The organism is Hydrogenophaga sp. ZJX-1 (assembly GCF_048590325.1).
In the GTDB taxonomy this organism is placed as follows: Bacteria; Pseudomonadota; Gammaproteobacteria; order Burkholderiales; family Burkholderiaceae_C; genus Hydrogenophaga.
On record NZ_JBMBRA010000006.1, the window covers coordinates 231,986 to 247,436 of the forward strand.

General features: G+C 64.9%; 14 protein-coding genes. 3 read left to right on the plus strand and 11 right to left on the minus strand.

The genetic code is table 11. The features are described 5' to 3' along the window. Positions 1-6 precede the first annotated feature (6 nt). Together ACN5W5_RS18040 and dusA are read right to left on the minus strand one after the other, a co-directional pair. Entirely contained in the window at positions 7-1,929 is a 1,923-nt protein-coding gene (locus ACN5W5_RS18040; protein WP_420049854.1) for a PrkA family serine protein kinase, read from the minus strand. 176 nt (positions 1,930-2,105) lie between these two features. Beyond that, on the minus strand, positions 2,106-3,155 hold the full coding sequence (gene dusA / locus ACN5W5_RS18045) for a tRNA dihydrouridine(20/20a) synthase DusA (protein WP_420049855.1): 1,050 nt from the start codon (positions 3,153-3,155) through the stop codon (positions 2,106-2,108). A gap of 136 nt (positions 3,156-3,291) precedes the next feature. Here dusA and ACN5W5_RS18050 point away from each other — a divergent pair, with 136 nt between their 5' ends. Continuing rightward, the gene (locus ACN5W5_RS18050) at positions 3,292-4,134 is read left to right on the plus strand and encodes a transporter substrate-binding domain-containing protein (RefSeq protein WP_420049856.1); all 843 of its coding nucleotides are present in this window, start codon (positions 3,292-3,294) and stop codon (positions 4,132-4,134) included. Between the two features lies 1 nt (position 4,135). Next, positions 4,136-6,055, plus strand: coding sequence for a sensor histidine kinase (locus ACN5W5_RS18055; protein ID WP_420049857.1), 1,920 nt, complete (start codon positions 4,136-4,138; stop codon positions 6,053-6,055). Positions 6,056-6,206: 151 nt separating this feature from the next. On the opposite strand, the gene phbB is transcribed toward ACN5W5_RS18055, so the two are convergent. The 3 genes from phbB to phaC form a co-directional block, all read right to left on the minus strand. Further along, complete coding sequence (gene phbB / locus ACN5W5_RS18060) at positions 6,207-6,944, minus strand: acetoacetyl-CoA reductase (RefSeq protein ID WP_177133829.1); 738 nt, start codon at positions 6,942-6,944, stop codon at positions 6,207-6,209. 157 nt (positions 6,945-7,101) lie between these two features. After that, positions 7,102-8,280 (minus strand): acetyl-CoA C-acetyltransferase, encoded by a 1,179-nt coding sequence (locus ACN5W5_RS18065; RefSeq protein WP_420049858.1) that lies wholly within the window; start codon positions 8,278-8,280, stop codon positions 7,102-7,104. A 42-nt stretch (positions 8,281-8,322) separates the two neighbouring features. Next, on the minus strand, positions 8,323-10,167 hold the full coding sequence (gene phaC / locus ACN5W5_RS18070) for a class I poly(R)-hydroxyalkanoic acid synthase (protein WP_420049859.1): 1,845 nt from the start codon (positions 10,165-10,167) through the stop codon (positions 8,323-8,325). Here phaC and ACN5W5_RS18075 point away from each other — a divergent pair. Next, a complete protein-coding gene (locus ACN5W5_RS18075; protein ID WP_420049860.1) occupies positions 10,166-10,618 on the plus strand; it encodes a hypothetical protein in 453 nt (150 codons plus the stop codon). The genes phaC and ACN5W5_RS18075 overlap by 2 nt on opposite strands. Here the strand turns inward: ACN5W5_RS18075 and pgeF are convergent. The 6 genes from pgeF to ACN5W5_RS18105 form a co-directional block, all read right to left on the minus strand. Then, the gene (pgeF, locus tag ACN5W5_RS18080) at positions 10,538-11,353 is read right to left on the minus strand and encodes a peptidoglycan editing factor PgeF (RefSeq protein WP_420049980.1); all 816 of its coding nucleotides are present in this window, start codon (positions 11,351-11,353) and stop codon (positions 10,538-10,540) included. The two genes, ACN5W5_RS18075 and pgeF, sit on opposite strands and share 81 nt — an antisense overlap. Before the next feature lie 5 nt (positions 11,354-11,358). Then, complete coding sequence (maiA, locus tag ACN5W5_RS18085; protein ID WP_420049861.1) at positions 11,359-12,000, minus strand: maleylacetoacetate isomerase; 642 nt, start codon at positions 11,998-12,000, stop codon at positions 11,359-11,361. 151 nt (positions 12,001-12,151) lie between these two features. Further along, positions 12,152-12,550, minus strand: coding sequence for a collagen-like protein (locus ACN5W5_RS18090; protein WP_420049862.1), 399 nt, complete (start codon positions 12,548-12,550; stop codon positions 12,152-12,154). Between the two features lie 265 nt (positions 12,551-12,815). Further along, a complete protein-coding gene (locus ACN5W5_RS18095; RefSeq protein ID WP_420049863.1) occupies positions 12,816-13,592 on the minus strand; it encodes a slipin family protein in 777 nt (258 codons plus the stop codon). Next, a complete protein-coding gene (locus tag ACN5W5_RS18100) occupies positions 13,585-15,045 on the minus strand; it encodes an NfeD family protein (RefSeq protein ID WP_420049864.1) in 1,461 nt (486 codons plus the stop codon). The genes ACN5W5_RS18095 and ACN5W5_RS18100 overlap by 8 nt, the downstream gene beginning before the upstream one ends. 162 nt (positions 15,046-15,207) lie before the next feature. Beyond that, the gene (locus ACN5W5_RS18105; RefSeq protein WP_420049865.1) at positions 15,208-15,444 is read right to left on the minus strand and encodes an acyl carrier protein; all 237 of its coding nucleotides are present in this window, start codon (positions 15,442-15,444) and stop codon (positions 15,208-15,210) included. Between the last annotated feature and the right edge of the window lie 7 nt (positions 15,445-15,451).

The window sequence follows — 15,451 nt, forward strand, 5'->3', positions numbered from 1 at the left end:
CGGCACTCAGGAGCTCTTGCGCACACGCAGGTACCAGTCACACAGCAGGCGCACCTGGCGCGTGGTGTAACCCTTGTCGACCATGCGGTTGACAAAGTCTTCGTGCTTCTTCTGTTCGTCGGCGCTGGCCTTGGCGTTGAACGAGATCACCGGCAGCAGGTCTTCGGTGTTCGAAAACATCTTCTTCTCGATCACCGCGCGCAGCTTTTCGTAACTGGTCCACAACGGGTTCTTGCCCGCGTTGTTGGCTCGTGCGCGCAGCACGAAGTTGACGATCTCGTTGCGGAAGTCTTTCGGGTTGCTGATGCCGGCGGGCTTTTCGATCTTCTCCAGCTCGGCGTTGAGCGAGGAGCGGTCGAAGATCTCGCCGGTGTCGGTGTCGCGGTACTCCTGGTCCTGGATCCAGAAGTCGGCGTAGGTCACGTAACGGTCAAAGATGTTCTGGCCGTATTCGGAATACGACTCCAGATACGCGGTCTGGATTTCCTTGCCGATGAACTCGGCGTAGCGCACCGCCAGCGTCTCCTTGATGAAGGCCAGGTACTTTTGCTCGGTTTCGGCCGGGAACTGCTCGCGCTCGATCTGCTGCTCCAGCACATACATCAGGTGCACCGGGTTGGCCGCCACCTCGGTGCTGTCGAAGTTGAACACCCGTGACAGGATCTTGAACGCGAAGCGCGTGGAAATGCCACTCATGCCCTCGTCCACGCCGGCGTAGTCGCGGTATTCCTGGTAGCTCTTGGCCTTGGGATCGGTGTCTTTGAGGTTCTCGCCGTCGTAGACCAGCAGCTTGCTGAAGATGCTGGAGTTTTCGGGCTCTTTCAGCCGGGTGTAAACCGCGAACTGCGCCAGCATCTTCAGCGTGCCGGGTGAACAGACAGCCTGCGACAGCGACGAGTTGCGGATGAGCTTCTCGTAGATCTTGATTTCTTCCGTCACCCGCAGGCAATACGGCACCTTGACGATGTAGATGCGGTCAAGGAAGGCTTCGTTGTTCTTGTTGTTGCGGAAGGCCTTCCACTCGCTCTCGTTGGAGTGCGCCATCACAATGCCGTCGAACGGGATCGCGCCGAAACCTTCGGTGCCCTTGAAGTTGCCTTCCTGGGTCGCGGTCAGCAGCGGGTGCAGCACCTTGATCGGTGCCTTGAACATTTCAACGAACTCCAGCAGGCCCTGGTTGGCCAGGCACAAGCCGCCCGAGTAGCTGTAGGCATCGGTGTCGTCCTGGGCAAAGGTTTCAAGCCGGCGGATGTCGATCTTGCCGACCAGCGAGGAGATGTCCTGGTTGTTCTCATCGCCCGGTTCGGTCTTGGCGATCGCTATCTGTCGCAGCACCGAGGGGAAGCGCTTGACCACCCGAAAGCGCCGGATGTCGCCGCCATACTCTTCCAGCCGCTTGACAGCCCAGGGCGACATCACGCGCTCCAGATACCTTGGCGCGATGCCGTACTGCGTGTGCAGCAATTCGCCGTCTTCGGCCGCGTTGAAAAGGCCCAGCGGTGACTCGTTCACCGGCGAATCCTTGAGCGCATAGAACGGCACCTGTTGCATCAGGTGCTTGAGGCGTTCGGCAATCGACGACTTGCCGCCCCCCACGGGCCCAAGCAGGTAGAGGATCTGCTTGCGTTCCTCCAGCCCCTGGGCCCCATGACGGAAATAGGAAACCACCTGCTCGATCGGTTCTTCGAGCCCATAGAAATCCCGAAACGCCGGGTAGATCTTGATGACCTTGTTGCCGAAGATGCGCGACAGGCGCTGGTCGTGCCGGGTGTCGAGCAACTCCGGCTCGCCAATGGCCACCAGCATGCGCTCGGCCGCGGTGGCATACACCAGCGGATCGCGCTTGCAGGCATCCAGGTACTCCTCGATCGAGAGCTCGTCTTCACGCGTCTGCTCGTATCGGGTCAGGAAATGACGGACAGCATCCATACGACCTCCTAGTCTGGAACGCACTCATTCAAATCCACCAACCCCGACCCGCTCCCCGCCGGGGCTGGCGCCAGCCGGATACCCTCGTCCCGCCTGGCTCTGAATCCGCGCCACCCGAAACAGGTGTCTTCTACAGATCCTGAGCGTGTGAGGACACCGGTCCGGAAAAGTTCAGATCACACCTCAGCCAATGCACCTTCTTCCCCCGCGCCGACGTGGGCCTGCGCCATCGCCCAGACTTCACGCGCCGGCAGGGGTTTCAACCGGTGGTCGCTCCACACCTGGCGCCATTTGCGCGCCCCATGCAAACCATGGCGCAAACCCAGCATGTGGCTGGCGATGGCATACCAGGGTGCGCCGTCTTCAAGGGCCGCTCGCTCCATGTAGTCCACCATCCGCTGCTCCACGGCTTCACGCGTCAGCGCCGTTGCAACGTCTGGCGCACCGTAAAAGCGGGCATCCCATTCCGTCATGAGCCAGGGATTGTGGTACGCCTCGCGCCCGATCATCACCCCGTCGATCTGCGTCAGATGTTCTTCAATTTGCTTGTTGGTGTTGATACCACCGTTGACGGCAATGGTCAACGCCGGGAAGTCACGCTTGAGCTGATACACCAACTCGTAACGCAGCGGCGGAATCTCGCGGTTCTCCTTCGGCGACAGACCCTTCAGCCAGGCGTTGCGTGCGTGCACGATGAACACCTTGCAACCCGCATCGGCCACGGTGCCGACAAAATCACGCACGAAGTCGTAGCTCTCCACCCGGTCGATGCCGATGCGGTGCTTCACCGTGACCGGGATGTCCACCACATCCACCATGGCCTTCACCCCATCGGCCACCAGCTTCGGTTCACCCATGAGGCAGGCGCCGAAAGCGCCGCGCAACACCCGCTCGCTGGGGCACCCGCAGTTGAGGTTGATCTCGTCGTAACCGCGCTGTTCACCCAGCCGCGCGCAGGCGGCCAGATCGGCCGGATCGCTGCCGCCGAGCTGCAGCGCCACGGGGTGCTCTTCTTCATTGAAGTGCAGGTGCTGCGCCGCGTTGCCGTGGATCAGGGCACCGGTGGTCACCATCTCGGTGTAGAGCAGCGTGTGGCTGGTCAGCAGGCGATGGAAATACCGGCAATGGCGATCCGTCCACCCCATCATGGGCGCGACCGACAGGCGCCAGGGCGACGGAGCAGACACCGGAACGGTTTCGAAACGGGAGGAGACTGCAGACAACATGGACCGAATTATCCCAGTCGTCAGCGCCGCGTGCAGCCGGTGAAGATTTGACAATCGCCGTCGCGTTTTTGCCGTCAAACAAACCCCGAAATGACGCAATCCCCCTATATTTCAGAATACAAGAGGGAGTCCCTGGTTGAAACCACACAAAAGGCTGCTGACAGCCGCATTGCTTTTCATCGTGCTCCTGACCGGAGCCGCCCTGTGGCTGGTGCAACGCAACGCGCCCGCCACCGCCGCCAGCCATCTGCAGCGCGGTGGCACGCTGCGCGTGGGCTTCGCGCTGGAGCCGCCGTACGCCTACCTCGACGCCCATGGCCAGGTGACGGGCGAGGCCACCGAGATATTCAAGCTGATGGCCAACCAGATGGGGGTTGAACACATCGACTGGGTGCGCCTGGACTTTGCCCATCTGCTGCCCGAACTCCAGCTCGGTCGCATCGACGCCATCGCAGCCGGCATGTTCGTGACGCCCGAACGCCAGCGCGAAGCGGCCTTTACCCGCCCCACCGCCCGGGTGCGCCCGGCCCTGGTGGTTCGCAAGGGCGAAACCGCCATCCCGCTCGAACCGCTGCTGGCCAACCTGTCAGCCCATCCGCCGCTGCGCTGGACCACCATCCACGGCGCAGCCGAAAACGGACTGCTCTTCCAGGCCGGCATCGCTCCCGAGCACGTGGCCACCGTACTCCAGGCGCACCGCGGCCTGCGCGCCGTGGCCGAGTCGTCGGCCGATGCCTTCGCCATATCCGCCGTGACCGCCTGGCAGCTGGTCGCGCACAACACCCAATGGGCGCTGGAAGTGCGCACCCTGAGCGACGGTCCTGCGGGTCTGCCCGCGTTTGCCTTTCGCCTTGACGACGCCCGTCTTCGGGATCAGATGGACCAGAAACTCCATAGCTTCCTGGGCAGTGACGAACACCGTGAGTTGGTTCAGGCCTTCGGCTTCACCAGCGACGAAATGCCATCGGAAGCACCCTGACATGCCCAGAAATCCCTCCTCGCCAGAACATACCCTGCCCGTGCTGCTGAGCAAACCCCTGCGCGTATCGATCGCCACGATCCTGGCGTTCGGGCTGTTCATGCAGATCCTGCTCATCCTCGGTGTCAGCATGGCGGACCGCACCCTGGACCGCGGCGTCGCTCCGATGCAGGAGCTCCTGCTGATCCAGCGCCAGACCTCGCAGGCCCTGCTGCTCGTGAAACGCCAGGACCAGCTGTCCCAGCTGCCCTGCAACGACCAGGGACAGAACGAACTCTGCGAGGTGCCCCTGCTGCTGAAGAACGTGGTGGCATCCACCCAGCGGCTGCTCAACGGCGAAGGAGGTCTGGCGGGTTTGCCCCGATCGCAGGCGCTGCAGGACGATGCCCGTACTGTCGCTCTGCAACTGCGGGACCTGGCCACCGATCTGCAAATCCTGAGCACCCGAGCACTGAACGACTCTGGCCGTGTGCTGCTGGACCTGCAGCGCGGTTTGCTCGACCTCTCTGCCCTGACCCACCGACTGGAGCAGCACATTCTGGGTCAGCTCCAGAACGACTTCCGCAGCAAACGATGGCTGGACGGCTTGGCCATCATCTCCACCGGGGTGCTGATGACGGCCGTGGTGGTCACGCTGTTCTGGATGTGGTCGCGGGTTCGCAACGCGTTCAGCCAGGTGCACACCAGTGAAGCGCGCCTGAGGGCCTACACCGATGCGGTGCCCGACCCGGTGTATGTGCTCGACAGCGAAGGCCGGGTGCTCGAGGCCATCGGGCACCCGCATGAGCATACGGGACAACTGCCGCCCTTGCCCGTGGGTGATCTCGTTCAGCAACACCGTCCCGCAGCCTTGAGCCGGCAGTACCTGGAGACGATCCACCAGGCCCTTTCATCGCGGCAGGTGCAAACCCTGGAGTCGGAACTGACCGACACCGCGGGCCAGACCCGCTGGTTCGAAGCCCGTGTGGCCGCCATCGAACCGCTACCGACCAGCGATGCCTTCGAGACGCCCCCACAAACCCCACTCGACCAGGTCATCTGGTTGTCGCGTGACGTGACCGAGCGCATCCGCAGCGAACTGGCGCTGCGCCAGCTGAACGAAGAGCTGGAAGCCCGCGTTGAGGAGCGCACCCGCGAGCTCAACGATGCCGCCGAGGAGCTGCGCCGGTTCAATTACACGGTGTCCCACGACCTGCGCGCCCCGCTGCGGGCCGTTGAAGCCTACACAGCCCTGGCGGTCGAGGAAGCCGGTGACTCGCTGAGTCCCGTTGCGCGCGACCTGCTCGAACGCGCACGCAAGTCGGCCCACCAACTGGCCCAGATGGTCGAGAGCCTGCTCAACCTCTCGCGCATCGGCGAGATCCCGCTGCAACGCAGCTGGCTGGACCTGTCGGCCATGGCCAACGAGATCTGCATGGCCTTTGGCATCGACCAGAAGGACCACCGCATCGAATGGCAGCTGGAGCCGGGCATGACCGTCTGGGCCGACGAACACCTGGTGCGCAGTCTGCTGCAGAACCTCATCAGCAACGCGGTGAAGTACAGCGCGCACCGGCAACCGGCCAGCATCAAGATCGGGCAGAGCCCGCAGGCCGATGGCTCCACCGCTTTCTACGTGCGAGACAACGGCGCCGGCTTCGACATGGCCCACGCAACCCAACTGTTCCAGCCCTTCACGCGGCTGCATTCGGCGCGCGAATTTCCGGGCGACGGCATCGGACTGGCGACGGTGCGGCGTATCGTCAAGCACCACGGCGGCCGTGTCTGGGCACAGGGCCAGATCAACGTCGGCGCCATCATCTTCTTCACCCTGCCCGGCCAGCCCCCGCCACGCGAACGCGACTTCATCGGCAGCCGCCCCGCCCCACTGGGCCACAGCAACAGCCGCCCCGCCCCGCTCGGGCCCGATATCGAATCCTGACCCGGATCGAACAGGCAAAAAAAAAGCCCTGCATCAGCAAGGCTCTCGGCGAGAGGTGCCCATCCAGGGCACCGCGGATCCGGCTCCGCCGGTCCGCCAGTGCCGCCCCCTGGGGGGTGACGGGCGGAGCCCGGCGCAGGGGGGACCACCCTCACCCCATGTGCAGACCGCCGTTCACCGAGAAATCGGCGCCCGTGGCGTAGCCACCTTCTTCGCTGGCGAGCCAGGCGATGATGGAGGCGATTTCGCTCGGCTTGCCCAGGCGCTTGACCGGCACCGTGGCGACGATCTTTTCCAGCACGTCGGGACGGATGGCGTTGACCATGTCGGTGCCGATGTAGCCCGGGCTCACGGTGTTGACCGTCACGCCCTTGGTGGCCAGCTCCTGCGCCAGCGCCATGGAGAAACCGTGCATGCCGGCCTTGGCGGCCGAGTAGTTGGTCTGACCCGCCTGGCCCTTCTCGCCGTTCACCGACGAGATGTTGATGATGCGGCCCCAGCCCTTTTCGACCATGTCGCCCACGACCTGCTTGGTCACGTTGAACATGGAGTCCAGGTTGGTGTTCATCACCGCGTCCCAGTCTTCGCGCGACATCTTCAGGAACATGCGGTCCTTGGTGATGCCGGCGTTGTTGACCAGCACGTCGATGCTGCCGTGCTCGGCCTTGGTCTTGGAGAAGGCTTCCACGGTGGAATCCCAGTCACCCACGTTGCCGACCGAGGCGTAGAAGGTGTAGCCCAGGGCCTTCTGCTCGTCCAGCCATTTGGTGAAGTCGCGCGTGGGGCCACATCCAGCGATGACCTTGAAGCCCTCCTTGTGCAAGCGCTGGCAGATGGCGGTACCGATGCCGCCCATGCCGCCGGTGACGTACGCTACTTTTTGACTCATGTTGTTTGCTCCTCTAGGTGGTGCCGAATGGCATTAAAAAACTTGTTGGGGTAAAGCGGTGACTTCACCCTGGGTGCGGTGGAACCGGCTTCGCCGGGCCACTCGCACCGCCCCCTTGAGGGGGTGACGCCGCAGGTGGCGCGGGGGTGATTCGGAATTACCTCTCTACCGCCAGAGAGACGCCCATGCCGCCGCCGATGCACAGCGCCGCCAGGCCCTTCTTGGCGCCGCTGCGTTGCATTTCGTGCAGCAGCGTCACCAGGATGCGGCAACCCGACGCCCCGATGGGGTGACCGATGGCGATGGCGCCACCGTTCACGTTGACCTTGGCCGGGTCGATGTCCAGCGCCATGTTGACGGCGCAGGCCTGTGCAGCAAACGCTTCGTTGAGTTCGAACACGTCGACGTCCGACGCCTTCCAGCCCGCGCGGGCCAGGGCCTTCTGCGAAGCGGGCACCGGGCCCATGCCCATGGTGGCCGGGTCGAGACCGCTGGTGCCAAAGGCGGCGATGCGCGCCAGTGGCGTCAGGCCCAGGGCGGCGGCTTTCTTGGCCGTCATGACCATCACGGCGGCAGCACCGTCGTTGATGCCCGATGCGTTACCGGCAGTCACCGAACCCGCCTTGTCAAAGGCAGGCCGCAGACCGGCCAGCACTTCGGCGGTCGTCTTGGCGTTGATGAACTCGTCGCTGTTGAACAGCACCGGGTCGCCCTTGCGCTGCGGAATGCTCACACCGACGATCTCGTCCTTGAACTTGCCGGCAGCCTGTGCAGCGGCGGCCTTTGACTGGCTGCCCGCGGCCAGCGCGTCCTGCATCTCGCGCGTGATACCGTGGGCCTTGGCCACGTTCTCGGCGGTGATGCCCATGTGGTACTGGTTGTACACGTCCCACAGGCCGTCCACGATCATGGTGTCGGTCATCTTCCAGTCGCCCATGCGCTGGCCGTCGCGGCTGCCATTGAGCACGTGCGGGCTGGCGCTCATGTTTTCCTGGCCGCCGGCGATCACGATCTCGCTGTCGCCCCAGGCCACGGCCTGGGCGGCCAGCATCACGGCCTTCAGGCCCGAGCCGCAGACGGCGTTGATGGTCAGTGCCGGCGTTTCCTTGGCCACGCCGGCTTTCATCATGGCCTGACGCGCCGGGTTCTGGCCACAGCCAGCGGCCAGCACCTGGCCCATGATCACCTCACCAATGGCATCGACCGGCAGGCCGGTGCGCGCCAGCAGTTCCTTGATGACGATGCTGCCCAGCTCGGTGGCCGGCGTCTTGGCCAGCGAACCGCCGAACTTGCCCACGGCGGTGCGGGCGGCTGAAACGATGACGATGTCTTCCATGGGGGTGTCTCCTCAGTGGTCAAAAAATCGGTTGCGAAAAATTCAGGCCTTGGCTTTGACGTAGCGGCCCGGTGCCGGCTCGATGGCTGCGTAGGTCTTGCCTTTGCCATAGGTCTTGGGCGCAGCAATTTGCTTGCCAGCCAGGGGCTTGAGCCAGTTGGCCCAGTCGGTCCACCAGCTGCCCTTGTGCTCGGTGGCGCTGGCGATCCAGTCGTTCACATCGGCCGGGAACTTGGTGGCGTTGTTCACCCAGTGGCTGCGCTTGCCGGCCGCGGGCGGGTTGATCACGCCAGCGATGTGGCCGGAAGCGCCCATGACGAAGCGCTTCTTGCCCGGGAACACCTGCGTGCTCGCATACGCACCGCCGATGGGCACGATGTGGTCTTCGCGCGAGCCGTAGATGTAGACCGGCAGCTTGACCTGGCGGAAATCGATCTTCTCGCCGCAGACGGTGGTCTTGCCGGGCTTGACGAGGTTGTTTTCGAGGTAGGTCTGGCGCAGGTACCAGGCGTAGTACGGGCCAGGCAGGTTGGTCGCGTCCGAGTTCCAGTACAGCAGGTCAAACGGCGGTGGCGATTCGCCCTTCAGGTAGTTGCCCACCACGTAGTTCCAGACCAGATCGTTCGGGCGCAGGAAGCTGAAGGTGGTCGCCAGATCGCGGCCGGACATGAGGCCGCCCTGGCCAAACTGCATTTCGCGCATCTTCACGAAAGGCTCGTCGATGAACACATCGAGGATGCCGGTGTCGGTGAAGTCGATCAGCGTGGTGAGGAAGGTGGCGCTGTGGACCGGCTCTTCGCCGCGCGCGGCCAGCACGGCCAGCGCATTGCTGAGCATGGTGCCACCGACGCAGAAGCCCAGCGCGTTGATGGTCTCGGCGCCGGTGATGTCCTGCGTGACACCAATCGCCTTGATGACCGCGTCTTCGATGTAGTCGTCCCAGGTCTTGTGCGCGAGCGACTCGTCCGGGTTGCGCCAGCTCACCACGAAGGTGCGGTGGCCCTGCTCCACGCAGTAACGGATCAGCGAATTGGCGGGCTGCAGGTCGAGGATGTAGAACTTGTTGATGCACGGCGGCACCAGCAGGAACGGACGCTCGTAGACCTTGGCGGTGAGCGGCTTGTATTCGATCAGCTGGAACAGCTCGTTCTCGAACACCACCGCGCCTTCGGTGGTGGCAACGTTCTTGCCCACCTCGAACACGCTCTCATCCGTCATGGACACATGGCCCTGCTTCATGTCGTGCAGCAGGTTGGCCATGCCCTTGGCGATGCTCTCGCCCTTGGACTCCAGCGCCATCTTCTGGGCTTCGGCGTTGAACGCCAGGAAGTTGCTGGGTGCGCTGGCGTCTATCCACTGCTGCACCGCAAAGCGCACGCGGGTCCGGGTCTTGGCATCACCTTCCACCGCATCGGCCAGCGCCATCAGGGTGCGGGCGTTCAACAGGTAGGCGGCGGCGGAGAACGCGGCCACCGGATTGCTGGCCCAGGCTTCTGAGGCAAAGCGGCGGTCAGCCTGCGGTTTGGCGTCGAGACCCTGGTTCCACAGGCCCGCCACGTCTTTCATGTAGGTGTTCTGGATCTCGAGCAACTTGGCCGGATCGAAGTGGACCTTCTGACCGGCGGCCTGGTTGAACATGTCGCCCATGCCGGCCATGCCCATCCCCGCGCCCACCTGCGGCATGGCCATGCCGAAAGGATGGGCCGCACCGCTTTGCGGCATGAACGCCTTGAAAGCCGCGAACGGGTCGGTGGCACCCTGAGGAGCGGCCTGCGAGGCAGCGCCCGGAAAGGCCTGAGCGGCATGCGACCACTGGGCAATGAGGTTTTGCTGAAACTGCTGCGCAGCCTCCAGCCACGGCTGTTGAGGGGTTTTCCCAGATGTCATGCTTGTCTCCAATGGTTTTTACCAGCGGCTTATTATCGGTTCCTCTGGGGAGGAGTTCCGGGTTTTCCCTAGTGTCGGTGTGCCGGCTTCCAGCAACCTGACAACAAAACCCCGCTTGGTTAGGAACGTTGTGTATCTGGTGGTGATTGGTTGGCTCTATGTGGTGCTCATGATGGCGGTGGCTGAGGCGTCAAACACGACAGGCACCGTCCTCGGAGCCATTGTGACCTTCTTTCTTTACGGTTTGATTCCAATCGCATTGGTGGTTTACCTGATGCGCACGCCCCAGCGCCGCAAAGAGATCAAGGCACGCGAAGCCGCCGAGGACCTCGCCCACAAGTTGCGCGCCACAGAGAGCGCAACACCTGTGTCAGACCCGCCAGATGCAGGCGGCCATGCGCCCGGTACTGCCCAGACGGACAGCATCCCGGCGGTGCGAAAAGAAACGTAAGGACTGTGTCGCGGTACACCAGACCGGGGTGCCGTCGTTGCCGTAAACGCGGTGGATGCCCATGGCGCTCAGCCGCAACCGGGCCAGCGCCGACAGGTTCGCGTGGTACTTCTCTCTATCCGCCGGGTGCGGGACGAAGGCGTGTTGGGCCGCCGGATCGCCCTGCAAAAAAGCAGCCCTCACCTCAGGCCCCACCACAAACGCTTCGGGCCCGATGCAAGGTCCCAGCCAGACCAGCATGTCGGCAATGACGCTGTCCTGATCGGCCGATGCGTCCATCTGCCGAGCCGCCTTCACAAAGGCAGCGACCGTGGCCTCCAGCACCCCTTGGCCATCAGCCCCTCCCGCCAGTCCACGCCAGCCGGCATGGGCGGCCGCCACCACGCTGCCCGCGCTGTTCGTGAACAGCACAGGCAGGCAGTCCGCCACCATGATGGTGCAGGCCACACCGGGCTGCGTGCTCAGGCAGGCATCGGCCTCACTCCCATCAGGCGTCCGGGTATCGAGTGTGGCGACGGCCATGCCGTGCACCTGCTTCAGGAACACCGGTCGCACACCGGTGGCACCGGCCAGGCGCGCCCGGTTGGTGGCGACCGCAACCGGATCGTCACCCACATGGTCACCGAGGTTGAGGCGGTCAAACGGCAGCCCGGACACGCCACTCGAGCGGGTGGTGAACACCGCGCGCACCCCGGCCGGCAACGGCCAGTCGGGCACCAGCCAGTCTTCCGGCATGGGCATCAGGCTTCGAAGTCCGGACAGGCGGAAGGCTGGGCCTGCTGGAAAGCAGGCAACGCCATGCAGGCGTCGAACGCGGCCATGGTGCGTGGCAAGCCGTCGAACGGGGTGTTGAAACGTTGCCCGTTGAAGATCTGCGGCACCAGACAACAATCGGCCAGCGTGGGCGTGTCGCCGTAACAGAAGCGCGAAGCCGGCTGTTGGTCCAGCTGCCGTTCAAAGGCCTCCAGTCCGCTGCGCACCCAGTGGCGGTACCAGGTGTTCCTGGTGTCTTCGTCCAGCTTCAGGGTGCCCGAGAGGTACTTGAGCACGCGCAGGTTGTTGATGGGATGGATCTCGCAGGCGATCGATTGCGCCAAAGCCCGCACACGGGCACGTGCCAGCGCGTCGCGAGGTACCAGGGCGGGCTCGGGATGGATCTCGTCCAGGTACTCGATGATCGCCATGGACTGCGACAAGCGCGTGCCGTCGTCCAGTTCCAGCACGGGCACCAGGCCATCGGCCGCGATATCACCATAAGCCGCTTGCCGGTGTTCACCCTTGGCCAGGTGCACCGGCAGGTATTCGTAAGGCAGCCCCTTGATCGCCAGCGCGATGCGCACGCGGAACGAGGCCGAGGAACGGAAATAGTTGTAGAGCTTCATGGAAGCCAAGGATAAACCGCCCGGCTGGTGTTGTCCGGTCGTGCGAAGTCGCCCCCATTGGGCAGGCGGGCTTCGCAACGGCTGAGAGCCTGAGAGGCTTCCTCTCAGGCTCTCAGGCTCTCAGGCTCTCAGCGCAGTGTTACCCGGCTGTTCAGCGCGCCGGGACGATGACCAGCGTGTCGCCCTGGGTTGTGGCTCCACGGGCACCGGTGCTGCCGGTGGCGCCGGTCGCACCGGTATAGCCCGTGGCGCCCGTGGCGCCGGTACCACCCGTTGCACCGGTGTAGCCGGTGGCACCTGTGGCCCCGGTGTAGCCGGTCGCTCCCGTGTCACCGGTGGCGCCCGTGCCACCCGTTGCACCGGTGTAACCCGTGGTGCCCTTGGCCCCTGTGGCACCCGTGCCACCTGTGGCGCCGGTGTAGCCGGTGGTCCCCGTGGCGCCGGTCGCGCCCGTGGCGCCGGTGGCACCGGTCGGGCCTGCAGGCAGCGAGAAACAGGCGGTGAGCGCCAGTGTGGTCGCGGCGACGGCGATGATTTTGATTGAATGCATGATGGTTCCTTGGTGGCTTACGAGGACCACCCTCACTTGAAGAGCAGCCCTGCAGAGTTGATCAGCCCTCTGACACAGACTTTGAGCGTCGGCAGATCAGGCCATCGCCACGTTTGAGCGGAAATTCGGCCTGGTGGCTTGGGGCTTCCGTCCCGGTGCAGCTTAGACAGGCCATTGGCGCCAGTCGGTGCGCTGGCGCGCTTAGGGTGTGTTCACAGAAGCGCCACCCCCGCGACTGCCTGGGAGCCTGGCTCCCTGCCCTGGGTCAACCCCGCGAATCAGGCTTCCGGGAGGTGTCCAGCATGCGGCCGAGCAGGTCCATCGGCAGGGGGAACACGATGGTCGAGGCGCGGTCACCGGCCACCTGGGTCATGGTCTGCAGGTAACGCAGCTGCATGGCCTCGGGCTGCTGCGACAGCATTTGAGCGGCTTCGAGCAGGGACACGGCGGCCTGCTTCTCGCCTTCGGCGTGGATCACCTTGGCACGCCGCTCGCGTTCGGCTTCGGCCTGGCGCGCGATGGCGCGCACCATGGACTCGTTCAGGTCGATGTGCTTGATCTCGACATTGGTCACCTTGATACCCCAGGCATCGGTCTGCGCGTCCAGGATCTGCTGCACATCGAGGTTGAGCCGCTCGCGCTCGGCCAGCATTTCGTCGAGCTCGTGTTTGCCCAGCACCACACGCAGCGTGGTCTGCGCGAGCTGGCTGGTGGCCATGAGGTAGTTTTCCACCTGGATGATGGCCTTGTCGGGCGCCACCACGCGGAAGAACACCACCGCGTTGACCTTGACCGACACGTTGTCGCGCGAGATCACGTCCTGCGGCGGCACGTCCATGGTCACCACGCGCAGATCGACCCGCACCATCTGCTGAAGGCCCGGCACCACGATCACCAGGCCGGGGCCCTTGATCTTCCAGAACCGGCCCAGCTGGAACACCACGCCGCGCTCGTACTCGCGCAGGATGCGGAACGACGACGCCAGCAGGATCAGCACGACGGGCACGAGGATCGTGCCCAGTCCCAGGTTGACATCAAACATCGTGGGTGCCTCCATGCACTGGGTTGGGAGATGGGGGTGGTGCGGCGGCTTCGGGCCGCACCTGCAGCATCAGGTCGTGCAGGGCCTCCACGCGCACGCGCTGCCCGGGCCGCAGCGCGGTGTCGGAGCGCACCTGCCAGCGCTCACCACGCACCTCGGCCCAGATCCGGCCGTCCTGCACCTGGACCACCTCGCCCAGGGCACCGACCATGTCCTCACCGCCGCTGACCACCGGCGCGCGGCGCGCCCGCAGCGCCATGCCGCCGCCCAGCAGCACCGCGGCCGCGGCCGTGACGGCGATGCCGAAGATCAACGGCAGCGGCACACCCAGACCGGGTACATCGCGGTCAAACAGCAGCAGTCCGCCAGCGATGAACGCCACGACACCACCCACACCGAGCACGCCAAACGAGGGCGAAAGCAGTTCGGCCGCCAGCAGTGCAAAGCCCAGCAGGATCAGCGCGAGCGCCGCGTAGTTCACCGGCAACAACTGCAGCGCAAACATCGCCAGCAGCAGACAGAGCGCGCCCACGGTGCCGGGCAGGCCGAAGCCGGGTGACGAAAACTCGAACATCAGGCCGTAGACCCCGATCATCAGCAGGATCAGCGCCAGGCTCGGGTTGGCGACCACGCCCAGCAGTCGGTGGCGCCAGTCGGGCGGTTGCGCCACGGTGGTCAGGCCGCGCGTCTGCAGGCGCAGCTCGCCGCTGGCCATGCGCACGGTGCGCCCGTGAATCTGCGCGAGCAGGTCTGGCACGTCGCTGGCCACCACGTCGATGACCTTCTCGCTCAGGGCTTCGGTCGCGGCCAGGCTCGCGGCCTCGCGCACCGCGCGTTCGGCCCACGCCGCGTTGCGCCCGTGTTGCAGCGCCAAGCCCCGGATGTAGGCGGCCGCGTCGTTGACCTGCTTGGCGGTCATGGCGTCGGCGGGCGATGCGGGCGCTGGCGTTCCCGGTGTGCCCTTGGGCGCCGGGGTGGGATCGGGTCGTTCACGAGGCGCCTGCGGTGCGCCCGGCATGCCGATGGCCACGGGCGTGGCGGCCCCCAGCGTTGTGGCCGGGGCCATGGCGGCGATGTGGCTGGCGTACAGGATGTAGGTGCCGGCGCTGGCGGCGCGGGCACCCTGAGGCGTCACGTAGGTGGCGACCGGAACGGGTGAGGCCAGGATGGCCTGGATGATCTGGCGCATGGAGGTGTCGAGCCCGCCGGGTGTGTCCAGTTCCAGCACCACCAGCGGCGCACCCTGCTGCTGGGCACGTTGCAGACCACGGATCGCGTAATCTGCGCTGGCGGGGCCGATGGTCCCCTGCACCGTCAGGACCATCACCGGCTCGGCCCGCACACCGGTCACTGCGAAGGCCCACAACAACGCAGCCCACACCCACCAGCCCCGGATGCGGCTGATGCGGTCACCCCAGGCGGCCCGGGGATCCATGGCATGAGCTGTATTCATCGCACCTCCGCAGAGCTACCGGATTCACTGTATGCCTCTCGGCGGTCCGCACGCAAATGGCCAGTGGTACACCCATGGTGGGGACGAGGATGTCCCCACTGGCGATGCAGCGCGCCCTCGAAGCCAGGCTGCGCCGGTCCGGCACCCCGCTGCTGCGACGCGCTACCGGGCCAGATACGCCACCAGCCCTTGCAACGTGAACAGCCTCGGGTAGTCACTTTCGGGAATCGGCACGCCACTGCCCTGGCTCAGGCCGATGATGAAGTTGAGGAAGTCCATCGAGTCGAGGTCCAGTGCCTCGCGCAGGTCCTCGTGGTCGCCAACGGTACTCAGGTCGGCCTCGGGGGCGATGCCGGCCAGCACATCGGTCGCGAGTTGTCGGATGTCGATCGGGTTCATCACTGGG